Below are 22274 nucleotides of genomic sequence, written 5' to 3'. Positions count from 1 at the left end.
AACGTGGACGCCGAGCTGACCAACCGGAGCCGTGACGCCATCAACGCGGCCGGCAACCGGGCCGTGACCGAGGGGCACGCCGACCTCACCCCGGCCCACCTGCTCCTGGCTCTGCTCCAGGGGCAGGACAACGAGAACATCGTCGATCTGCTGGCCGCCGTCGACGCGGACCAGGCCGCCGTGCGGGTCGGCGCGGAGAAGGTCCTCGCCGCCCTGCCCAGCGTGACCGGGTCCACCGTGGCGCCCCCGCAGCCCAACCGCGAGCTGCTCGCCGTGATCGCGGACGCGCAGGAGCGGGCCAAGGAGCTCGGGGACGAGTACCTCTCCACCGAGCACATGCTGATCGGCGTCGCCGCGAAGGGCGGCGCGGCCGGGGACGTACTCTCCGGGCAGGGGGCCACGGCGAAGAAGCTGTCCGAGGCCTTCCGGAAGGCAAGGGGAGGACGCCGCGTGACCACAGCCGATCCCGAGGGCCAGTACAAGGCCCTGGAGAAGTTCGGGACCGACTTCACCGCCGCCGCGCGGGAGGGGAAGCTCGACCCCGTCATCGGCCGGGACCAGGAGATCCGGCGGGTCGTGCAGGTGCTCAGCCGCCGGACCAAGAACAACCCCGTGCTCATCGGTGAGCCCGGGGTCGGCAAGACCGCCGTGGTCGAGGGGCTCGCCCAGCGGATCGTGAAGGGCGACGTGCCCGAGTCCCTCAAGGACAAGCGGCTGGTCGCGCTCGACCTCGGCGCCATGGTGGCCGGGGCGAAGTACCGGGGTGAGTTCGAGGAGCGGCTGAAGACCGTCCTCGCGGAGATCAAGGACTCCGACGGGCAGATCATCACCTTCATCGACGAGCTGCACACCGTCGTGGGGGCGGGCGCCGGCGGCGACTCCGCCATGGACGCCGGCAACATGCTCAAGCCGATGCTGGCCCGCGGTGAGCTGCGCATGGTCGGCGCGACGACCCTGGACGAGTACCGGGAGCGGATCGAGAAGGACCCCGCCCTGGAGCGGCGCTTCCAGCAGGTACTGGTCGCCGAGCCGACCGTCGAGGACACCATCGCGATCCTGCGCGGGCTCAAGGGGCGGTACGAGGCCCACCACAAGGTCGTGATCGCGGACAGCGCGCTGGTCGCGGCCGCGACGCTCTCCGACCGGTACATCACCTCCCGCTTCCTCCCCGACAAGGCCATCGACCTGGTCGACGAGGCCGCCTCCCGCCTCCGCATGGAGATCGACTCCTCCCCGTTGGAGATCGACGAACTCCAGCGCGCCGTGGACCGGTTGAAGATGGAGGAGCTCGCGCTGGTCAAGGAGACCGACCCGGCCTCGCGCGAGCGGCTGGAGCGGCTGCGCCGTGACCTCGCCGACAAGGAGGAGGAGCTGCGCGGCCTGACCGCCCGCTGGCAGAAGGAGAAGGAGTCCCTCAACCGCGTCGGTGAACTCAAGGAGAAGCTCGACGAACTGCGCGGCCAGGCCGAACGGGCCCAGCGCGACGGCGACTTCGACACCGCCTCAAAGCTGCTGTACGGCGAGATCCCCACCCTGGAGAGGGACCTGGAGGTCGCCTCGCAGGCAGAGGAGGAGGCGTCCAAGGACACCATGGTCAAGGAGGAGGTCGGCGCCGACGACATCGCCGACACCGTCGCCGCCTGGACCGGCATCCCCGCGGGCCGCCTCCTGGAGGGCGAGACGCAGAAACTCCTGCGCATGGAGGAGGAGTTGGGGCGCAGGCTGATCGGCCAGACGGAGGCCGTGCGGGCCGTGTCGGACGCCGTCCGCCGCACCCGCGCCGGCATCGCCGACCCCGACCGCCCCACCGGCTCCTTCCTCTTCCTCGGCCCCACCGGCGTCGGCAAGACCGAACTCGCCAAGGCCCTCGCGGACTTCCTCTTCGACGACGAGCGGGCGATGGTCCGCATCGACATGAGCGAGTACGGCGAGAAGCACACCGTCTCGCGGCTCGTCGGCGCGCCCCCCGGCTACGTCGGCTACGAGGAGGGCGGCCAGCTCACGGAGGCGGTGCGGCGGCGGCCGTACAGCGTCGTCCTGCTCGACGAGGTCGAGAAGGCGCATCCGGAGGTCTTCGACATCCTCCTCCAGGTGCTGGACGACGGCCGCCTGACCGACGGTCAGGGGCGCACGGTCGACTTCCGCAACACGATCCTCGTCCTGACGTCCAACCTGGGCAGTCAGTTCCTGGTCGACCCGGTCACCAGCGAGGCGGAGAAGAAGGAGCAGGTGCTGGAGGTGGTCCGGACCTCCTTCAAGCCGGAGTTCCTCAACCGCCTCGACGACCTGGTCGTCTTCTCGGCCCTGTCGAAGGACGACCTCAGCCGGATCGCCCGCCTCCAGATCGACCGCCTCGCGGCGCGCCTCGCCGAGCGGCGTCTCACCCTGGAGATCAGCGACGAGGCCCTGGTCTGGCTCGCGACGGAGGGCATGGACCCGGCGTACGGTGCCCGGCCGCTGCGCCGCCTCGTCCAGACCGCCATCGGCGACCGCCTCGCCAAGGAGATCCTCTCCGGCGAGATCAAGGACGGCGACACGGTCCGGGTGGACGTGTTCGAGGAGGGCCTGATCGTGGGCCCCGCCACCGGAAAGACGCTCTAGCACGTCGATGGCCGTACCCCGGGTACCCGGGGTACGGCTGCCCCGGTGACCGGATCGAGTCAGCCCACGGCTGACAGACCCGCCGGGGCTTGCCACCCCCCTCCCCGCATGGGGGAGGATGGCGGGATCCGTACGAAGGGAAAATCACGGTGACCATCGACCCGTCCTCGATTCCGAACTTCGGGGGCCAGCCCGAGCCGCAGCCGCAAGGACCGGCAGGCCCCGTCGTCCCGGATCAGGACCTCGTGAAGCAGCTCCTCGACCAGATGGAGCTGAAGTATGTCGTCGACGACGAGGGTGACCTCGCGGCGCCGTGGGAGCAGTTCCGTACGTACTTCATGTTCCGTGGCGAGGGTGACCAGCAGGTCTTCTCGGTGCGGACGTTCTACGACCGGCCCCACAAGATCGACGAGAAGCCCCAGCTGCTGGAGTCCATCGACGACTGGAACCGGCGCACCCTGTGGCCCAAGGTCTACACGCACACCCACGACGACGGCACCGTCCGTCTGATCGGTGAGGCGCAGATGCTGATCGGCACCGGCGTCAGCCTGGAGCACTTCGTCTCCTCCACGGTCAGCTGGGTGCGCGCCGCCATCGAGTTCGACAAGTGGCTCGTGGAGCAGCTCGGCCTCGAGCAGGAGGTCAACGACGCGGAGAAGCCCGAAGAGGACGAGTAGTCCCGGGACAGGCATCCGAGAGCCCGGCCAGGGCGCCGACCACCAAGGTCGCGCGCCCGGGCCGGGCTCTCGCCGTTTCCGGGCCGGGACGACCCTGCCCCGCTCACGTCCCCGGACACAGAAACGGCCCCCGGCCGGGACGGCAATCCCGATCGAGGGCCTGACCGATCAGGAAGCGGACCTTCCCGATGGCTGACCCGCAGTCTAACGCGCGCCTGCGCGCCGACGCCGGAGCTCCGACCTCCGGCGTGATCCACGTACGCACCCGCCTCACGTCCGACTTCACGGTGATCTCCAACGCCCTCGCCCAGCGACGCGGCAGCGCGGTCACGGTCGGCGTCGCGGCGTACATCTCCTCACTGCCCGACGGCTCGTCCGTGACCATCACCGCCCTGTGCGACCACTTCACCGAGGGCGAGATCCTGATCTCGAGGGCGCTCAGGGAACTCGAAGCGGCCGGCTACCTGGAGCGCCGCCGCGAGCGAACGCCCACCGGGCAGGTCCGTACCCGTACGTACTTCTACGACGCACCCGGCGGCGACACGGACCCGGCCGGGCCGCCGAAGCCGCCCCGCCCCCGGAGGACGAAGTCGCCCGCGGCCGCGTTCGAGAAGACCGCGCCCGTCGCGACGCCCGCGCCCTCGGCCGCAGCCGCGACGCCCACGCCCGTCGCGACGCCCGCGCCCTCGGCCGCAGCCGCGACGCCCACGCCCGCCGCGACGACCACGCCCGAAGCGGCGCTCACCCCTACCCGGGAAGAGCCGTCGCTCTCCGAGGCCGACCCTCAGGCGGTCGCCGTTCTGGCCGCGCTCCGCCGCGTCGATCCGCGTCTCGTCCTGTCCGAGCGGGAAGCCGTACGTCTGGCCCCGGGCGTCACCCAGTGGCTCGCGGCCGGTGTCACGCCCTCCCAGATCACCGCACTGCTGACCGCACGGCTCCCCGACTGCTTCCTGACCCGTCCGGCGGGCATCCTCGCCTTCCGCCTCCGGGAGACGCCCCTGCCCGCACCGCCTCCGAGGCCGCTCGCCGAGAACGCGACCCGCCCGGTCCTGCCGCCCTTCCAGACGTGCGACGGCTGCGAGTGGGCCTTCCGCGCACCGGAACCGGGCCACTGCCGGGACTGCCGATCCGGAGCATCCGGGGAACTGCTGCGTGCGGCCTGCTGAGCCGCCAGCGGGTGGGTGTGCGGTCTGGCCCTGGGTGGAAGGCGCGATGGCTGGTTGCCGTCTCCCATAGAAATCAGAGTGCAATCTGAGTGCAGTCCGAGTACGGTCCGAGTACGGTCTGAGTATGAGCATCGTGTACCCGGCATCCGAATCGGAATCCGTCTCGTTCACCGATCTGTCCCGGAACCCGAAGGCGGTCGCCGCGAGGGCCGCTGCCCTGGGGTGTCTGCGTGTTACGCACCGAGACGCGCCCGACATGGTGCTGACCACGGCCATACACGCAGAGCGCAGCGAGGAGAACCTGACCACGGCGTCCCGGCTGTTTCTTGCCCTGATGAAGCAGGACGGCGGTGCCAGGTCGCTTCTGCTCGCGCTGCCCGAGGTGTTCCCGTGGGTGCGTCACCTGGACGACGAAGAAGTCCGGGAATTCACCGTTGAGCTCCTGAACGCGCTGTCCGACGCCGCTGAGCTGGGCGCCAGGGAGGCTGTGCACCGAGCGATCGTCTCGTGGCGGGCGACCGCCCGCATCAACGCTGACCCCGACCAGCTCAGGGAAGCACTCGGTCCGCTCGGTGACGTCGACCTCGGACCGGTCGAGGTGCACGAGTGAGCCCGAAGAAAGGCGATCGGGTCAGCGTCCCTCCGCTGAACGGCTGGAACGTCATTCACGGGACGACAGAGGCGGCGACCGGTTGGGAGGAGCTGTGCCGGGTGGCGTTACCGAACGCGCATCGCTGCCTGGAAGCCCTGCGCACAGAGCCGCTGTCGCGCGCCAACTGGAACCGTCAGCACCAGCTCCGCGGCAGGCACGTCACCAGGGAATGGAAGGGCGCCGAGCTGGAGCAGTGGGAGTACGAGATCACCAGCGGCGGCCGGGTTCGCTACCTGGTCAGCCCGGATACGGCGACTGTGATCCTGGTGTACGCCTCCCCGCGACACCCGAAGGACACTGAATAGCCCGACGGCGCAGGGCCCCTATGCGCCCAGTGTCTTGAGACGGCGCGTGGCCTCCTCCAGTACGCCTGTCCTCTTGCAGAAGGCGAAGCGGACGAAGGGGGCTCCGGCCTCCCGGTGGTCGTAGAAGACCGCGTTCGGGATGGCGACCACGCCCGCCCGCTCGGGCAGTGCGCGGCAGAACGCGAAGCCGTCCTGCTCGCCGAGGGGGCGGATGTCGGTGGTGACGAAGTAGGTGCCCGCCGGCCGGAACACCCCGAAGCCCGCCTCCGCGAGGCCCGTCGCCAGCAGGTCCCGCTTGGTGAGCATGTCGTCGCGGAACGCGGTGAAGTAGCTGTCGGGCAGGGCGAGCGCCTCGGCGACCGCGTACTGGAAGGGCCCGGACGCCACATACGTCAGGAACTGCTTCGCCGACCGTACGGCCGCCACCAGGCCCGGTGCGGCCGTCACCCAGCCGACCTTCCAGCCGGTGAACGAGAACGTCTTGCCGGCCGAGCCGATCGACACCGTCCGCTCGCGCATCCCCGGCAGGGTCGCCAGCGGCACGTGCTCGGCCTCGTCGAAGACCAGGTGCTCGTACACCTCGTCCGTGACGACGAGCAGGTCACGTTCGACGGCCAGCTCGGCGATCGCGGTCAGCTCCGCGCGGGTGAGGACCGTGCCGGTCGGGTTGTGCGGCGTGTTGATCAGCAGCAGCCGGGTCCGGTCGGTGACGGCGGCGCGCAGCTCGTCCAGGTCCAGCCGGAACGCGCCCTCGTGCGGACGCAGGGTGACCGGCACGCGGGTGCCGCCCGCCATCGCGATACAGGCCGCGTACGAGTCGTAGTAGGGCTCCAGCGCGACGACCTCGTCACCCGTTTCGAGCAGTGCCAGCAGCGCGGCGGCGATCGCCTCCGTGGCACCGGCGGTGACCAGCACCTCGGTGTCCGGGTCGTAGGACAGGCCGTACCGGCGCTCCTGGTGCGCGGCGATCGCCGTACGCAGCTCCGGGACGCCGGGGCCCGGCGGGTACTGGTTGCCGCGGCCGTCGCGCAGCGCCCGTACGGCCGCCTCCCTGACCTCCTCGGGCCCGTCAGTGTCGGGAAAACCCTGGCCGAGGTTGATCGACCCGGTGCGCAGGGCCAGGGCGGACATCTCGGCGAAGATCGTCGTCCCGAACTCGGCGAGCCGGCGGTTGACGAGGGGGCGTGCGCTGGAGGTCATGGCGGTCATCCTGCGCCCAAGCTCCGGAGTTCCTCAACCCGCCTTCGGGGACATGCACCTGCTGGTGTCCCCGGACGTCTGTGGTCGGAGCAGACCGGATCGGCGCCGCCGGGGGGCGCCGACGTCCACCGGCTACGGCCGCTCCTGCCGGGCATCCGGCTGAGCGGGCATGCGGGGGCCCTGATCTCTGCCTCGCACAGCGCGGCAACCACGGTGTGGGCCTTCGTGGGCGCCATTCTCATCGTGCCGGCGGTGGGTTGGTACATCCGGATGAACCTCACCTGGGGCGCGATCCGGATCTCTCGGAGTCCGGTGGTCCGGGGATGTCGAGAACGTGCCACCGGCTCCGTCCCAGGGGCGTCGGCGACCACCACCGGCCGCACGAGGAAGAAGGAGAAACCAGCATGGCGATTCAGCGGATGGACAACGTCGGCATCGTCGTCGAGGACATGGATGCCGCCATCGCGTTCTTCGTGGAACTCGGCATGGAGCTGGAGGGCAGGGCGGAGGTCGAGGGCCCCGTCGCCGACCAGTGCACCGGACTCGACGGCGTCCGCTGTGACATCGCGATGGTCCGGACCCCGGACGGTCACAGCCGGCTCGAGCTGGCGAAGTACCGCAGCCCGGCGGCGATCAGCGACGGGCCGCGCAACCGGCCGCACAACGTTCTGGGCACGCACCGCGTCATGTTCGCCGTCGACGACATCGAGGACACCGTCGCCCGCCTGCGCCCCCACGGCGCCGAACTCGTCGGTGAGATCGCCCGGTTCGAGGACAGCTATCTGCTCTGCTATGTCCGCGGCCCGGAGGGCATCATCGTCGGACTGGCCGAGCAGCTGCGCTGAGAAGGAGGAACCGGCCCGTCTTGCGCATGCGGAGTCCGGCGTCAGCCGCGCAACGCGACGACGAGCTGGTAACCGGTGAGCCCGACCGACAACAGCGGCGGCCTGCGGACCCCGGAGAGAACCCTCTGAGGTTGCTCAACTCTGCTTTGGGCCGTGAAGCGGAGGGGCATCTCACCGGCACGCACCAAGCGAGGCGCCCACGGGGGGCCGCTTCGGGGGAATCGGAAGGAGGGTGACGCCATGGTCATCGGCATCATCCTGGCGGTTGTCTGCTTCGTCCTGGTCGGGGTGTTCATCGCCCTCGGCGCCGGCCGGCGGAGGAACACGGTACGGACCGCGGGCCGCGGCGGGGGCGGGGGCCGCCGCTCGTCGAGCGGGAGCAGCCACCACAGCAGCGGCAGTGACGCCAGCTGGTGGGTCGCGGGCTCAGTCGCCGCCGGTGACGGCGGCTCGGGCCCGTCCGACAGCGGTTCCTCGCACGACGGCGGCTCGTCCGGCGGCCACTCCTGCGGTGGCGGCAGCTCGTCCTGCGGAGGCGGGTCGTCGTCCTGCGGAGGTGGCGGGGGCGGATGCGGGGGAGGCAGCTGACACGGGGCAGCTGAGCTCCCGGTAGGGGGGACCGCATCCGGAAACGGGGGAGGCGGGGGCGTGGAGACCGTACCTGGGTCGGACTCCACGCCCCCGTTCGGCGTTCCGCTCCCGGCGTGCGTAGCAGCACACCGGCGCACGCTCCGGCCGCCTCGGCGCACGCCGTGGTTGAACAGTTGAGCTGTGGAGCCCTCTGAGGGATGGAAACCCCACGAACTTGGGTAAAAACGCTGTGGCGGCGCCACAGTTCATGATTCCCTCTAAAACGCCAACGCGGGCCCCTCGGACGCCCCGCCGACGCCCTCCCCGACTCCTGAGAGTGCCGGCACCGCCTCCGACTGGGCCCGACCGGGCCGAATCCTCCGGTGCCGACCGGGGTGCGCCGGAACCTCCCCTCCCTTTCTTTGCGTGCTAGCGGAGCCGACCCATGCTCACGACCCTGAACACCTCCTACACCGACACGCGCGCGGCCGACCTCGCCTGGGCCCTGGGACGCGAACCGCTCCCCGCACTGGCCACGCTCGACCTCGAACTGGCGGGCGCGAAGCTTCAGTTGCGACTCCTCGGCGCCTCCCATCAGGTGCTCCTGGAGGACCAGCGGAGCAGCTGTTCGGAGACGGTCGCCTGCATCGCGGGCAGCAGCACACCGCTCCCGCTGGGCGTCGCCAAGCGGGTGGGCGACTGGGAGTACGAGTTCGCGGCCCGGGTCGAGGTCCTCTCGCCGGGCTCCTTCGCGGGCCGCGCCCAGGAGTTGCTGGCCCTGGTCTCCGACCACCCGCACGGGCTCGCCGGCGTCTTCCCCGGCAGCCCCCACGCCTTCACGGCGCTGCTGGCCCAGCGCCACGAGGGCCAGGTCCACTGGCGGACCTGGCACGCGTACCCGCAGGACGGGCAGTTGGTGGCGACCCGGACGAGGGTCGGCATCCGGGTTCCGGTGAACGGCCTCGGCCCGTCCGCCGTCGGGAGATCCAAACACGGGATGCTCAACTGACCGACAGTTCCACACGTGTGGGTGACGAAGCGTGCCGAGGCAGTGACGTAACGTCGCAGCGTGATCGAACCGCACGCGCCCGCCCCGCCCGGCACCACGCCGCCCTGGGCGGGCCCGGCGGGGCTGCCCCTCCGTGCCGGCACGGGCCGGTTCCTGGTGCTCGCCTCCGTCTTCGTCTGCGCGTCCTGCGGACTGGTGTACGAGCTCGAACTCGTCGCTCTCGCCACCTACTTGATCGGCGACTCGGTCACCCAGGCCTCCGTCGTGCTGTCCGTCATGGTCTTCGCGATGGGCATCGGCTCCCTCGCCGCCAAACGGCTGCGCTGGCGCGCGGCGGCCGCCTTCGGCGTGCTGGAGGCGGCCCTCGCCCTGGTCGGCGGGTGCAGTGCGATGGCCCTGTACGCGGTCTTCGCCTGGACCGGTGACTGGGGCGGTCTGTGGGCGAGCGGCCCGCGCTGCCTCCTGGTCGCGTTCTCCCTTGCCATCGGTGTGCTGATCGGCGCCGAGGTCCCGCTGCTGATGGAGCTGATCCAGCGCATCCGACGCCAGGACGCGGGCGGCGCGGTGGCCGACCTGTTCGCCGCGGACTACGTGGGCGCGCTGGTCGGCGGCCTGGCCTTCCCCTTCCTTCTGCTGCCCCTGTTCGGCCAGTTGACCGGCGCGCTGCTCACCGGCACGGTCAACCTGATCGTCGGCGGGGCGCTCGTCCTCGGACTGTTCGGCCGCGACCTGAGCCGCCGCGCCCGCTGGTGCCTGCTGGCCGGCAACCTGGCCGTGTTCGCGGTCCTCGCCACCGCCGCCGTACTGGTCGACGACTTCGAACGGGCCGCGCGGCAGGCGGTGTACGGCCCGGACGTACGGGTCGCGCTGCAGACCGACGTCCAGGAGGTCGTCCTCACCGGCGACACCGACGGCCGGCCCCTCGGCCTCTTCCTCGACGGGCGGCTGCGGGTCAGCGGCCGCGACGAGTACCGCTACCACGAGGCCCTGGTGCACCCCGCGATGAGCGGTCCGCACGCGCGCGTGCTCATCCTCGGCGGCGGCGACGGCCTCGCCGCCCGCGAGGTGCTGCGGCACGCGGGCGTCCGCCGGGTCGACGTCGTCGAACTCGACGAGGAGGTCCTCCGGCTCGCCCGCCACGACCCCGCCCTGGCGAGACTCAACGGCCATGTCTACGGCGACCCGCGCGTCCACGTGTCGACGGCGGACGCCTTCCACTGGCTGCGCGGGGCGCCGACGGCGACGTACGACGTGGTGATCGCGGACCTGCCCGACCCGGGCATCACCGCGAGCACGAAGCTCTACTCGCAGGAGTTCTACGGCCTGGTGCGGCGGACGCTGGCGGACGACGGCCGCCTGGTGGTGCACGCCGGCCCGGTCGCCTCCCGGCCGCGCGGCTTCTGGACGGTGGAGACGACCGTGCACACGGCCGGTCTGCGCACCGCGCCCTACCGCGTGGGCGGACGTGACTCCGGCTTCACGGCGGGCCCCGACCGCTCGGCCGGCGCGGCGCGGTCCCCGCACGACTGGGGGTTCGTGCTGGCGGCGCCGGGACGACGCCCGGAGCTGCGGCTGGACCCACAGGGCCCCCGGCGGCGCACGCTGACCCAGGCGGGCCTGACGGCTGACGGCAGGGCGGCGGCGGACAGCAGGATCAGCGGCCTGCGGGCGTCCACGCTGGTGCGTCCGCGTTACTGACGAGGTCCGCCCCGACGCGCGGTCACTTTCGACCAACGGGGGTGCGCGAGGGCGCGCACTGGGTAGTCTCGGCTCACATGGAGCATGAGGTGTTCGTTCCGGTTCCGGTCGATCGGCTCAGAGAGGCGCTGGCCGACCCCGCGCGGGTCGCCCGGGCCATCCCCGGGCTCCAGCAGGACGCCGGTGCCGAGCCCGTCGCGGGGCGGCTGAAGGTACGCGTCGGCAGCCATTCGGTCACCTACCGCGGCTCGGCCCGCCTCACCGCACGGGCCGACGGCACCTACGCCGTCGAGGGCGACGCCGTCGAGGCGCGCGGCACCGGCGCGGTCGGACTGACGCTCACGGTCCGCCTCCGTGACACGGACGGCGGCTGCACGGTGACCTTCGAAGGTACGGCGACGGCGGACGGCCGCGTCACCGAACTCCCGCCGGACGCGGTGACGGCGGCGGCCACCCGGCTGCTGACCCGCTTCGCGGAGAACCTGGGGACCGCGGCGCAGCCCGGGAACGGCGCGGGGGCCGCGGGGGCTGCAGAGTCTGCCGGGGCCGCAGAGTCTGCCTCTGCCCCAGAGGCCCCGGAGACCCCAGGGGTCCCGGGGGCCCCCGGGACCCCACCCCCCACGACCGAGACCGCTGCCGCCGCCGCCGAGACCGACGTACCCCCGCCGGGGCCGTCCGACGACGACGTCGAGGACTTCACGGAGCCCGTCGAGCCTCCCGCCGAGGCGGCGCACGCCCGGCGGACGATGATCGGACGCAGCGCGGAGGAGGTCGACCACGCACCCCCGCGCGGCCGGTACGCGCCGGTCCCCGCGCCCCAGACCGTCACGGCGGGCTCGGCACTGCGGTGGGCGGCCCCGGCGGCAGCGCTGGTCGTGGCGTCGGCGATCGTGGCGGGCAGAGCCCTGCGCAGACGCCACTGACGGATCTGCCTCCGCCCGGCCGACCGCCCGCGCCCCCGGCCGACCGCCCCCGCCCCGGCCGACCGCCCGCGCCCCGGCCGACCGCCCACGCCAGACCGCCCACGCCGCCCGCCCGCGCCCGCGCCGATCGACCGCACCCCGGCCGACCGCCTCCGCCCCGGCCGTTTGCCCGCGCCCGTGCCGACCGCCCCCGCCCCGCCAGACCGCCTCCGCCCGCGCCGATCGCCCGCGCCCCCGCCGGCTGCCCCCGACGCCCTCTTGATCAGCCCAGTAGGGTCGTCTCGTGAGTAGTGAAGACATCACGCTGACCGCGGGTGACGCGGAAGTGACCGTGCAGCCGGGGAACGGTGGCCGGGTGGGAGGGCTCCGCGTCGGCGGGGTCGAACTCCTGCGGCAGGGCGACCGTTTCGGCTGCTTCCCGATGGTTCCCTGGTGCGGCCGGATCAGGGACGGCCGGTTCCGGGACGGCGCGACCGTCCACCAGATGCCGCTGAACTCCCCGCCGCACGCCATCCACGGCACCGTCCGCGACGGTGCCTGGCGCACCGCCCGGGTCACGGAGTCCGAGGCGGTCATCACCTACGACCTGGTCGAGCCGTGGCCGTACCCGGGCCGGGTCACCCAGGTCGTCGCCCTCGGCGCGGACACCCTGACGCTGACCATGTCCGTGGAGACGTACGACTCCTCCTTCCCGGCCCAGATCGGCTGGCACCCGTGGTTCAACCGGAACCTCGGGCAGGAGGACGTACGGCTCGACTTCCAGCCCGCCTGGCAGGAGGAGCGCGGCGACGACCACCTGCCCACCGGCAACCGTCTCGACCCGAAGCCCGGCCCCTGGGACGACTGCTTCGGCATGCCCGGCGGGGTCGACGTCACGCTCACCTGGCCCGGCCAGCTGGAGCTGAAGGTGACCGGCCGGGAGGAATGGGTGGTCGTCTACGACGAGCAGGAGGCGGCCGTGTGCGTGGAGCCGCAGACCGGGCCGCCCGACGGGCTGAACACCCTGCCGCGCCTGGTCACGCCGCTGGAGCCGCTGGAAGCCGCCACCACCTGGACCTGGCGCCGCCTCTAAGCTGGCTGGCATGACTGACGTTCGCGGCGCGCTGCTGCAGCAGATCAAGGACAAGGCCGTGGTGCACGGCAAGGTGACCCTGTCGTCGGGCCTGGAGGCCGACTACTACGTCGACCTGCGCCGGGTCACCCTCGACGGCGAGGCCGCCCCGCTGGTGGGCCAGGTGCTGCTGGACCTGACCGCCGACCTCGACTTCGACGCGGTCGGCGGGCTCACCATGGGCGCCGACCCCGTGGCCGCGTCGATGCTGCACGCGGCCGCCGCACGCGACCGGAAGCTGGACGCCTTCGTCGTCCGCAAGGCCGCCAAGGCGCACGGGCTGCAGCGCCGCGTCGAGGGCCCGGAGATCGCGGGCCGCCGCGTCCTGGTCGTCGAGGACACCTCCACCACCGGCGGCTCCCCGCTCACCGCCGTCGAGGCCGTGCGCGAGGCCGGCGCCGAGGTCGTCGCCGTCGCCACGATCGTCGACCGGGCGACCGGGGCCGCCGAGAAGATCGAGCAGGGCGCGGGCGTCCCGTACCTCTTCGCGTACTCCAAGGACGAGCTCGGTCTGGACTGATCCGGCCGGTTGTCCACAGGCTGGGCACGGGGGAGGGACCATCCGGCCAAGTCTGGAAAGATGGGGCCGACGATGACGTCATCCCCAAGGTCTAGGTCAGGGCCGTAGGACACAGAACGCCAACCCGCATACCAAGGAGCGGACAGATGCCCATCGCAACCCCCGAGGTCTACAACGAGATGCTCGACCGGGCAAAGGCAGGCAAGTTCGCCTACCCGGCCATCAACGTGACCTCGTCGCAGACCCTGCACGCGGCCCTGCGCGGTTTCGCGGAGGCGGAGAGCGACGGCATCATCCAGATCTCCACGGGTGGCGCGGAGTTCCTGGGCGGTCAGTACAACAAGGACATGGTCACGGGCTCGGTCGCGCTCGCCGAGTTCGCGCACATCGTCGCCGAGAAGTACCCGGTCACGGTCGCGCTGCACACGGACCACTGCCCCAAGGACAAGCTCGACACGTACGTCCGTCCGCTGATCGCGATCTCCGAGAAGCGTGTCCAGGCCGGTCTCGGCCCGCTGTTCCAGTCGCACATGTGGGACGGCTCGGCGGAGACCCTCGCCGACAACCTGACCATCGCGCAGGAACTGCTCGAGAAGGCCCGCGCCGCCAAGATCATCCTCGAGGTGGAGATCACCCCGACCGGCGGCGAGGAGGACGGCGTCTCGCACGAGATCAACGACTCCCTGTACACGACCGTCGACGACGCCGTGCGCACCGTCGAGGCCCTCGGCCTGGGCGAGAAGGGCCGCTACCTGCTGGCCGCGTCCTTCGGCAACGTCCACGGCGTGTACAAGCCGGGCAACGTGGTGCTGCGCCCCGAGCTGCTGAAGGACCTGAACGAGGGCGTCGCCGCCAAGTACGGCAAGCCGGCCGGCTCCCAGCCGTTCGACTTCGTCTTCCACGGCGGCTCCGGCTCCTCCCCGGAGGAGATCGCGACCGCCCTGGAGAACGGCGTCGTCAAGATGAACATCGACACCGACACGCAGTACGCCTTCACGCGCCCGGTCGTCGACCACATGTTCCGCAACTACGACGGTGTCCTGAAGGTCGACGGCGAGGTCGGCTCCAAGAAGACCTACGACCCGCGCACCTGGGGCAAGCTGGCCGAGGCCGGCATGGCCGCGCGCGTCCTCGAGGCCTGCGGCAACCTGCGCTCCAGCGGTACCAAGATCAAGTAACCGCCGCCGCACGGCGGTGACGGCGAGCCCGGTGCCACGGCACCGGGCTCGCTGTATACCTGGGGCATGCCCGATGTCCGGCTGGCCTCGCCGCAAGGCAAGTGGATCCTGCTGACCACCGTCCTCGGCTCCAGCATGGCCATGCTGGACTCGACCGTCGTCAACGTCGCCCTGCCCCGCATCGGCCAGGACCTCGACGCCGACCTCGCCGCCCTGCAGTGGACGGTCAACGCGTACATGCTGACGCTGGCCGGGCTGATCCTGCTGGGCGGTGTGCTGGGCGACCGTTACGGCCGCCGCAAGGTCTTCGTCGTGGGGGTCGTCTGGTTCGCCGCCGCCTCCCTGCTGTGCGGGATCGCGCCGAACGCCGGTGTCCTGATCGCGGCCCGGGCGCTGCAGGGCGTCGGGGGCGCACTCCTCACCCCGGGGTCGCTCGCGCTCATCCAGGCCTCCTTCCACCCCGACGACCGGGGCCGGGCCGTCGGCCTGTGGTCCGGGTTCGGCGGGGTCGGGGCGGCGATCGGCCCGTTCGTGGGCGGCTGGCTGGTGGACGGGCCCGGCTGGCGGTGGGTGTTCTGGCTCAACGTGCCGCTGGCGCTGCTGTGCGCGCCGATCGCCGTACGGCACGTCCCCGAGTCGGGCGGCGGGGGCCGGACGTCCGCCCGCTTCGACGTGCTGGGGGCGGTGCTGGGCGCGCTGGCGCTGGCTCTGATCACCTACGCGCTGATCGAGGCCCGGTCGGGCACCCTGGCCGTCGCCCTCGTCGCGGCCGCCGGGGTCGGCGCCGCCGTCGCCTTCGTGTACGTCGAGAAGCGGCGGCCCGATCCCATGATGCCGCTGGACATCTTCGCCTCCCGCCAGTTCACCGCGGTCAACCTGGTCACGCTGTGCGTGTACGCGGCCCTCGGCGGGTTCTTCTTCCTGGCCGTGCTCCAGCTCCAGGTCGTCGTCGGCTACTCGGCTCTCGGCGCCGGGGTGTCCCTGCTGCCCACCACCGTCATGATGCTGCTGTTCTCCGCCCGCTCCGGTGAGCTGGCGGAGCGGATCGGGCCCCGGATCCCGCTCACCGCCGGGCCCCTGTTCTGCGCGGCCGGGATGCTGCTCATGCTGCGGGTCGGGCCAGGCGCCTCCTATGCCGCCGACGTGCTGCCCGCGCTGCTGGTCCTGGGGCTGGGCCTGGTCACGCTGGTCGCGCCGCTGACGGCGACCGTCCTCGGGTCGGTGGACACCGCGCGGGCCGGGCTGGCCAGCGGCATCAACAACGCGGCGGCCCGGGCGGCGGGCCTGATCGCGGTGGCGGCGCTGCCGCTGGTCGCCGGGATGGGGGAGGAGGCGTACCGGTCGCCGGCGGCCTTCGACACCGCGTTCGGGCGGGCGATGGCCGTGTGCGCGGGGGTGCTGGTGGTGGGGTCGGTGGTGGCCTTCGCGACGGTGCGCACGCCTCCGCCGGGGTGCCGGAAGCCGGAGTGCCTGACGCACGGGTCGGTGCTGGCGCCGCCGCTGGAGGGGGAGCGGGCACGGGGGCGTCTGTCATAGGGCGTGTCCGACGCCTCCCCTTCGCCCGCCCTCGCGGGGGCGGGCGGGGACGCGGTGGGCGGGTCTGGTGGTGGGTGGGTTCAGTCGCGTTGCGTGGCGTGTGCTTGTCCTTTGTCCGCCCTCGCGGGGGCGAGTGGCGATGCGGCGGACGGGCCCGGTGGCACGGCGGGCTCCGTCCCGCGCCGCATGGCGCAGACTTGACCCATGTCCATTCACGAAAACCTCCTCGGGGGACCGCCCCCGACCCACCTCCCCGACGACCCGGAGCCGCGCGAACTGCTCGCGAACGGCACCGCGCCCGCGGACGTCGCCGCGAAGTACCCGACCTCCTCGCTGGCCTGGGCCCAGCTGGCCGACGAGGCGTTCGAGCGGGGCAGTGTCGTGGAGTCGTACGCCTACGCCCGCACGGGCTACCACCGCGGTCTGGACTCGCTGCGCCGCAACGGCTGGAAGGGGCACGGGCCGGTGCCCTGGGAGCACGAGCCCAACCGTGGCTTCCTGCGCGCCCTGCACGGCCTCGCCCGCGCCGCGCAGTCGATCGGCGAGCAGGAGGAGTACCAGCGCTGCTCGCAGTTCCTGAAGGACTCCTCCCCGGCGGCGGCCCAGACGCTGGGATAGTCGCCGTTCCTCTCCGGGCCCGCCTGCGCGATCAGGCGGGCCTTGCCATTTCGGCGGACCATCGAAGAAGATGCCCGGCGGGGACCGGGGCCCCCGTGTCGGTAACGGCAGGGGCGGACCGCTACCCGGAGTACACATCAGGAGACAGCGATGTCCCACGAGGCTCACGAAACGCAGGAGCCCGAGACTCCGCATCTCGACTTCCAGGGCACGACGCCGTACGAGGACTACGTCAAGGCGGACGTGCTCACCCACCTCCAGCACACCCTCTCCGACGACCCCGGAGAGATGGTCTTCCTGGTCACGACCCAGGTCATGGAGCTGTGGTTCACCGTCATCGTCCACGAGTGGGAGACCGCGGCCGGGGCTCTGCGCGAGGACGACGTGCCGGTGGCCGTCGCCGCGCTGAAGCGTTCGGTGCGGGAGCTGGAGGCGCTGAACGCCTCCTGGAAGCCCCTCGGGCAGCTCACACCGGCCCAGTTCAACGCCTACCGCAGCGCGCTGGGCGAGGGCTCCGGCTTCCAGTCGGCGATGTACCGCCGGATGGAGTTCCTGCTCGGCGACAAGTCCGCGTCCATGCTGGTCCCGCACCGGGGCGCGCCGCGTGTGCACGCGGAGCTGGAGAAGGCGCTGCACGAACCGAGCCTGTACGACGAGGTGCTGCGGCTGCTGGCGCGGCGCGGGCACCCCGTGCCCGAGGCGGTCCTGCAGCGTGACGTCTCGCAGCGGTACGAGCCGTCCGACGAGGTCGAGGCCGTCTGGACGGCCCTCTACTCCGGCGACGAGAGCCACGACCTGGCCCGGCTCGGCGAGGCGTTGACCGACGTGGCCGAGCTGGTGTGGCGCTGGCGCAACGACCATCTCGTCGCCACCCGGCGCGCGATGGGCTCCAAGACCGGCACGGGCGGCTCCGCCGGGGTGGCCTGGCTGGAGAAGCGCGCCCGCAAGAACGTGTTCCCCGAGCTGTGGACGGCCCGGTCCTATGTCTGAGACCACTGAACTGGCCTTCAAAGCACGTGAGTTGGACGCCGGTGACGAGCTGGCGGGTCTGCGCTCCCGGTTCGTCCTCGACGACGGCGTCTACCTGGACGGCAACTCGCTGGGCGCGCTGCCCGCCCACGTCCCCGACCGGGTGCAGGACGTCGTCCGCCGGCAGTGGGGCGAACTGCGCATCCGGTCCTGGGAGGAGAGCGGCTGGTGGACCGCGCCCGAGCGGATCGGCGACCGGATCGCCCCGCTGGTCGGGGCGGCGGCCGGGCAGATCGTGGTCGGCGACTCGACCAGCGTCAACGTCCTCAAGGCCCTGGTGGGCGCGGTGCGGCTGGCGGGAGCGGGCCGCGACGAGATCGTCGTCGACGCGACGACCTTCCCCACCGACGGGTACATCGCCGAGTCGGCGGCCCGGCTGACGGGGTGCGCCCTGCGCCCCCTCGCCCCGGCGGAGGTCCCGGGCGCGGTGGGCGGGCGCACCGCCGCGGTCCTGCTGAACCACGTCGACTACCGCACCGGCCGGCTGCACGACCTGCCCGGTCTGACGGCCGCCGTGCACGCGGCGGGCGCGGTGGCGGTCTGGGACCTGTGCCACAGCGCGGGCGCCCTCCCGGTCGGGCTCGACGAGCACGGGGTCGACCTCGCGGTCGGCTGCACCTACAAGTACCTGAACGGCGGCCCGGGTTCACCGGCGTACCTCTACGTGCGCCGCGAGCTGCAGGACCGCTTCGACTCCCCGCTGCCGGGCTGGAACTCGCACGCCGAGCCCTTCGGCATGCGCCCCGACTACGCACCGGCCCAGGGCGCGCTGCGGGGGCGGGTCGGCACGCCCGACATCCTCTCCATGCTCGCCCTGGAGGCCGCCCTGGAGGTCTGGGACGGCGTGTCCGTCGAGGCGGTCCGGGCCAAGTCCCTCGCCCTGACGGACTTCTTCCTGGAGTGCGTGGCGCGGTACGTCCCCGCGGGGACGGTGCAGTCGCTGACCCCGGTGGCCCACGAGGAACGCGGCAGCCAGGTGGCGCTGCGGTGCCCGGACGCGGGGGCGGTCATGGAGCGGCTCATCGCGCAGGGGATCGTCGGTGACTTCCGGCGCCCGGACGTCCTCCGCTTCGGCTTCACGCCCCTGTACGTCGGTTTCGCGGACGTGGAGCGGGCGGCGGAGGTGCTCGCGCGGACGCTGCGGGCCGGTGGAGGAGACGCCTGACGGACCGGCCGGGCCCGCGGCGCCCGCCCGTGCCGGGCGGCTCGCGTCGCGGGTCTCCCGCTCACGCGGAGGCCGTGTACACCCCCGGTTCACGCCGAGGCCCGTGTACACCTCCGGTCGCGCCCGCGCTGCCGTGACCGCCGCGCGGTCGGCGTCGGCGGCCTCGGCCGCGTCGCGGGTCTCCAGCTCATGCCGAGGCCGTGTACACCCCCGGCCGCGCCCGCGCCGCCGCCCCGGCCGCGCGGTCGGCGTCGGCGGGGGCGGGGGCGCCCCGGTGGTGACGAAGTCAGGCTGACGAGACGGCAGAAACCGTTTAGCCCTCACCGAGCGTGACATCCCCGTGTCCGCGCACGTCATGGGCCTGATAGCGTCCCCGCCAACGGCCGAATCTCCCTTCGGGACGGCTTCCCGGTCCGCCAAATCCGTTTCATCGCTGAGAGGTTGGAGCATGCCGGACGACGCCGCAGCTTCCCGTGCCGCCGCCGAGGAGCAGTCGGTCTTCTCCCACCCGGAGGTCGCCCCCGACGCCACCGTGGCGTACGGCGACCATCCCGACCAGGTGATCGACCTCCACGCACCGCACGGCGAGGCGGTCCCCGGGCTTCCCGCCCCGCTGATCGTCGTGCTGCACGGGGGCGCCTGGCGCGCGCCGTACGACCGCCGCCACATCTCGCCGTTCGCCGACCACCTGGCCCGGCGCGGATACGCGGTGGCGAGCGTGGAGTACCGGCGGGGCGACGAGGGCGCCGGGAGCGGCGAGCCGGTCGCGGGACGCTGGCCGGACACCTTCGACGACGTCGCCGCCGCCCTCGACGCGCTGCCCGCCCTCGTCCGCGCGGCCCTCCCGCAGGCCGACCCGCGCCGCATGGTCGTCACCGGCCACTCGGCGGGCGGCCACCTCGCCCTGTGGGCCGCCGCCCGGCACCTGCTGCCCGCCGACGCCCCCTGGCGCACCGACCGCCCGGCCCCCCTGCGCGGCGTCGTCGCGCTCGCCCCGATCGCGGACTTCACGGTGGCGGACAAGCTGGACGTGTGCGGTGGAGCCGTAAGCCAACTCCTGGGCGGGCAGGACGTGTTCGCCGAGCGCCGGCCGTATGCGGACCCCGCCCTGCTGCTCCCCACCGGCATCGCCACCACGCTGGTCCAGGGCCGTGACGACCTCGTCGTCCCGCAGCCGGTCGCCGAGTCCTACGCGGACGCGGCGGCGAAGGCCGGCGAGGTGGTCGGCCTGACGCTCCTGGAGGACGTCGGACACTTCCCGCTGATCGACCCGGCGGCCGACGCGTGCGCGGTGGTGGCGGAGGAGATCGCGCAGCTCGCCTGGTGAGCCGGCGGGACGGCCGACCACCCCGGACGGGCCGGTGAGTCGGCCGGGTAGTACCTGAGAGGGAGGCCCCAGGACCCTTCTCACTGGTGACGACCGCTGCCCGGGCGTCCCTCTACCGTTCTGTACGTGACCGAGACGACCCAGACGCAGCAGACACCGCCGCGCGACCCGTACGCCGCCTACAAGGCGCGCAGCCCCGAGTTCCGGCTGGCCGCGGACGCCCTGCGCGGGCTGCGGCAGGACCTGTTCCACGACGCCTTCGCCTACCGTCCCCTGAGCCGCATGGGCGTCGACGGCCCGGTGACCCGGCGGCTGCCGGGACGGCTGCGCGAGTACGCGGCCTGGACGCCGCACGCCCTGATCGCCGTGGCGGCCCTGTTCACCCTGGCCCTCGCCGGTGTCGACACCGGCGGGCCGCCCCTGCTGCTCGTTCCGCTGTGCGTGCTCCCCGTTCTGCTGACCATGGTGCGGCCCGTCGGGGCGTTCTGGCTGTCCATGGCGATCGCCCCGGTCACCGGAATGATGAGCGGGGGCTGGGGCGACTGGCCCTGGACGCCCGGCTCCTTCGCCTGCCACCTGACGGTGCTGACGGTCGTGGCCGTGCGCACCAGGCCGCGCACAGCGGGGTGGATGTGGGCGCTGACGGCGGCGTACGGCCTGCTGGCGGAGGCCGGGTTCGGCTCGGACTACTTCGGCAGCAATACGGCTCCGATGCTGGTGTTCTCCGCGATGGTCCTGCTCTGCGTCGCCGTCTGGCACACACGCCGGCAGGCGAAGCAGGAGGTGACCGCCCAGCAGACCGTGACCGCGCAGGAGCGCTCCCGCCGCACGCTCCTGGAGGAGCGCACCACGATCGCCCGTGAGCTGCACGACGTGGTCGCCCACCACATGTCGGTCGTCGCCATCCAGGCGGAGGCCGCCCCCTACCGGGTGGAGAACCCGCCGCCGGAGCTGGAGCGGGCCTTCGTCACCATCCGGGAGAACGCCGTCGCGGCCCTGACCGAACTGCGCCGGGTGCTGGGCGTGGTCCGCGCCGAGGACTACGAGGCCCCGGACGCCCCGCAGCCCACCCTCGCCGACCTGGACGCCCTGCTCGCCAACGTGCGGGACGCCGGGCTGCGCGTCGACAAGACGGTGACCGGAGCGGTGCGCGAGCTGCCGCAGGGCGTCGAGCTGTCGGCGTACCGGATCGTGCAGGAGGCGCTGAGCAACACGCTGCGGCACGCGCCCGGCGCGAGCGCCCGGGTCGAGATCGGTTACGTCCTGGGCGGGCTGGGCCTGCGGATAGTCAACGACCCGCCGCCCGCGCCGGCCCTGGTGAAGCCCTCGCCCGGCGCCGGGCACGGCATCACCGGCATGCGGGAGCGGGTCTCCATGCTGAACGGCGAGATGACGGCGGGCTCGACGGCCGACGGAGGATACGAGGTGGCGGTGTTCCTGCCGGTGCCCGCGACGAGCGAGGGTGACGCATGACGATCCGGGTGCTGATCGCGGACGACCAGATGATGGTGCGCGAGGGTTTCTCGGTGCTGCTGAACGCGATGCCGGACATCGAGGTCGTCGGCGAGGCCGTCAACGGCCGGGAGGCGGTCGACCGGGTCCGTGAACTCGCCCCCGACGTCGTCCTGATGGACATCCGCATGCCGGAGCTCAACGGCATCGAGGCGACCCGGGAGATCGTCGCGGCGGACGGCACGGCGAAGGTGCTGGTGCTCACCACCTTCGACCTCGACGAGTACGTGTACCAGGCGCTGCGGGCGGGCGCCTCGGGCTTCCTGCTGAAGGACGCCTCCGCCCGCCAGCTCGCCGACGGGGTACGGGTGGTGGCCTCCGGCGAGGCGCTGCTGGCCCCCTCGGTGACCAGGCGGCTGATCACCGAGTTCTCGAAGCTGTCCGAGACCCCGCGCCTGATGCCCTCCGCCCAGGCGGCCTACGGCGATCTGACCGACCGGGAGACGGAGGTACTGGTCCTGATCGCCCAGGGCCTGTCCAACGCGGAGATCGCGGAACGGCTGGTGGTGGCCGAGTCCACGATCAAGACCCACGTCAGCCGGATCCTGGTGAAGCTGGGCCTGCGGGACCGCACCCAGGCGGCGGTGTTCGCCTACGAGGCCCGCCTGGTGACCCCGGGCTGAGTACCGTGA

General features: G+C 72.5%; 21 protein-coding genes. 20 read left to right on the top strand and 1 reads right to left on the bottom strand.

Going from position 1 to position 22274, the window contains the following annotated elements; all coding sequences use genetic code 11:
• The first annotated feature begins 3 nt into the window (after nucleotides 1-3).
• From clpB to AQJ84_RS15600, 5 genes are all read left to right on the top strand, one after another.
• Entirely contained in the window at nucleotides 4-2601 is a 2598-nt protein-coding gene (gene clpB / locus AQJ84_RS15620; RefSeq protein WP_030044864.1) for an ATP-dependent chaperone ClpB, read from the top strand.
• Between the two features lie 149 nt (nucleotides 2602-2750).
• Nucleotides 2751-3278 carry a YbjN domain-containing protein gene (locus AQJ84_RS15615; RefSeq protein ID WP_030044865.1) on the top strand — a complete coding sequence of 176 codons (528 nt, stop codon included), beginning with the start codon at nucleotides 2751-2753 and terminating at the stop codon, nucleotides 3276-3278.
• Nucleotides 3279-3466: 188 nt separating this feature from the next.
• On the top strand, nucleotides 3467-4444 hold the full coding sequence (locus AQJ84_RS15610; protein ID WP_063785394.1) for a hypothetical protein: 978 nt from the start codon (nucleotides 3467-3469) through the stop codon (nucleotides 4442-4444).
• Nucleotides 4445-4568: 124 nt separating this feature from the next.
• Nucleotides 4569-5054, top strand: coding sequence for a hypothetical protein (locus tag AQJ84_RS15605; RefSeq protein WP_037804611.1), 486 nt, complete (start codon nucleotides 4569-4571; stop codon nucleotides 5052-5054).
• Complete coding sequence (locus AQJ84_RS15600; RefSeq protein ID WP_030044868.1) at nucleotides 5051-5401, top strand: hypothetical protein; 351 nt, start codon at nucleotides 5051-5053, stop codon at nucleotides 5399-5401. Before AQJ84_RS15605 ends, AQJ84_RS15600 begins: the two co-directional genes overlap by 4 nt.
• An 18-nt stretch (nucleotides 5402-5419) precedes the next feature.
• On the opposite strand, the gene AQJ84_RS15595 is transcribed toward AQJ84_RS15600, so the two are convergent.
• Nucleotides 5420-6610 carry a pyridoxal phosphate-dependent aminotransferase gene (locus AQJ84_RS15595; protein WP_030044869.1) on the bottom strand — a complete coding sequence of 397 codons (1191 nt, stop codon included), beginning with the start codon at nucleotides 6608-6610 and terminating at the stop codon, nucleotides 5420-5422.
• A gap of 395 nt (nucleotides 6611-7005) precedes the next feature.
• On the opposite strand from AQJ84_RS15595, the gene AQJ84_RS15590 reads away from it, so the two are divergent.
• From AQJ84_RS15590 to AQJ84_RS15520, 15 genes are all read left to right on the top strand, one after another.
• On the top strand, nucleotides 7006-7446 hold the full coding sequence (locus tag AQJ84_RS15590; protein ID WP_030044870.1) for a VOC family protein: 441 nt from the start codon (nucleotides 7006-7008) through the stop codon (nucleotides 7444-7446).
• Nucleotides 7447-7686: 240 nt separating this feature from the next.
• Nucleotides 7687-8034, top strand: a complete 348-nt coding sequence (locus tag AQJ84_RS43475; RefSeq protein WP_053193804.1) for a hypothetical protein — start codon at nucleotides 7687-7689, stop codon at nucleotides 8032-8034.
• Nucleotides 8035-8461: 427 nt separating this feature from the next.
• Nucleotides 8462-9025: a DUF2617 family protein gene (locus AQJ84_RS15580; RefSeq protein WP_030044872.1), complete on the top strand. Its 564-nt coding sequence runs from the start codon at nucleotides 8462-8464 to the stop codon at nucleotides 9023-9025.
• Between the two features lie 60 nt (nucleotides 9026-9085).
• Entirely contained in the window at nucleotides 9086-10723 is a 1638-nt protein-coding gene (locus tag AQJ84_RS15575; protein WP_053193801.1) for a polyamine aminopropyltransferase, read from the top strand.
• A 77-nt stretch (nucleotides 10724-10800) separates the two neighbouring features.
• Nucleotides 10801-11646, top strand: coding sequence for an SRPBCC family protein (locus AQJ84_RS15570; RefSeq protein ID WP_053193798.1), 846 nt, complete (start codon nucleotides 10801-10803; stop codon nucleotides 11644-11646).
• A gap of 283 nt (nucleotides 11647-11929) precedes the next feature.
• Complete coding sequence (locus AQJ84_RS15565; RefSeq protein WP_030045876.1) at nucleotides 11930-12718, top strand: aldose epimerase family protein; 789 nt, start codon at nucleotides 11930-11932, stop codon at nucleotides 12716-12718.
• Nucleotides 12719-12728: 10 nt separating this feature from the next.
• Entirely contained in the window at nucleotides 12729-13277 is a 549-nt protein-coding gene (gene pyrE, locus AQJ84_RS15560; RefSeq protein WP_053192901.1) for an orotate phosphoribosyltransferase, read from the top strand.
• A 146-nt stretch (nucleotides 13278-13423) separates the two neighbouring features.
• Entirely contained in the window at nucleotides 13424-14455 is a 1032-nt protein-coding gene (gene fbaA, locus AQJ84_RS15555) for a class II fructose-bisphosphate aldolase (RefSeq protein WP_030045879.1), read from the top strand.
• A gap of 66 nt (nucleotides 14456-14521) precedes the next feature.
• Complete coding sequence (locus tag AQJ84_RS15550; protein WP_053192903.1) at nucleotides 14522-15991, top strand: MFS transporter; 1470 nt, start codon at nucleotides 14522-14524, stop codon at nucleotides 15989-15991.
• A 204-nt stretch (nucleotides 15992-16195) separates the two neighbouring features.
• Entirely contained in the window at nucleotides 16196-16609 is a 414-nt protein-coding gene (locus AQJ84_RS15545) for a DUF3151 domain-containing protein (protein WP_030045882.1), read from the top strand.
• Nucleotides 16610-16759: 150 nt separating this feature from the next.
• Nucleotides 16760-17599, top strand: a complete 840-nt coding sequence (locus AQJ84_RS15540; protein WP_030045883.1) for a tryptophan 2,3-dioxygenase family protein — start codon at nucleotides 16760-16762, stop codon at nucleotides 17597-17599.
• Nucleotides 17592-18803, top strand: coding sequence for a kynureninase (gene kynU / locus AQJ84_RS15535; RefSeq protein WP_030045884.1), 1212 nt, complete (start codon nucleotides 17592-17594; stop codon nucleotides 18801-18803). The genes AQJ84_RS15540 and kynU overlap by 8 nt, the downstream gene beginning before the upstream one ends.
• A gap of 448 nt (nucleotides 18804-19251) precedes the next feature.
• Entirely contained in the window at nucleotides 19252-20130 is an 879-nt protein-coding gene (locus AQJ84_RS15530; protein WP_053192905.1) for an alpha/beta hydrolase, read from the top strand.
• A 126-nt stretch (nucleotides 20131-20256) separates the two neighbouring features.
• On the top strand, nucleotides 20257-21603 hold the full coding sequence (locus AQJ84_RS15525; RefSeq protein ID WP_079022747.1) for a sensor histidine kinase: 1347 nt from the start codon (nucleotides 20257-20259) through the stop codon (nucleotides 21601-21603).
• Entirely contained in the window at nucleotides 21600-22265 is a 666-nt protein-coding gene (locus AQJ84_RS15520) for a response regulator (RefSeq protein WP_030045891.1), read from the top strand. The genes AQJ84_RS15525 and AQJ84_RS15520 overlap by 4 nt, the downstream gene beginning before the upstream one ends.
• Nucleotides 22266-22274 lie beyond the last annotated feature (9 nt).

Origin of the sequence: Streptomyces resistomycificus (assembly GCF_001514265.1) — a bacterium.
Taxonomy (GTDB): Bacteria; Actinomycetota; Actinomycetes; order Streptomycetales; family Streptomycetaceae; genus Streptomyces; species Streptomyces resistomycificus.
This window is presented reverse-complemented; position numbering and strand designations above follow the sequence as displayed.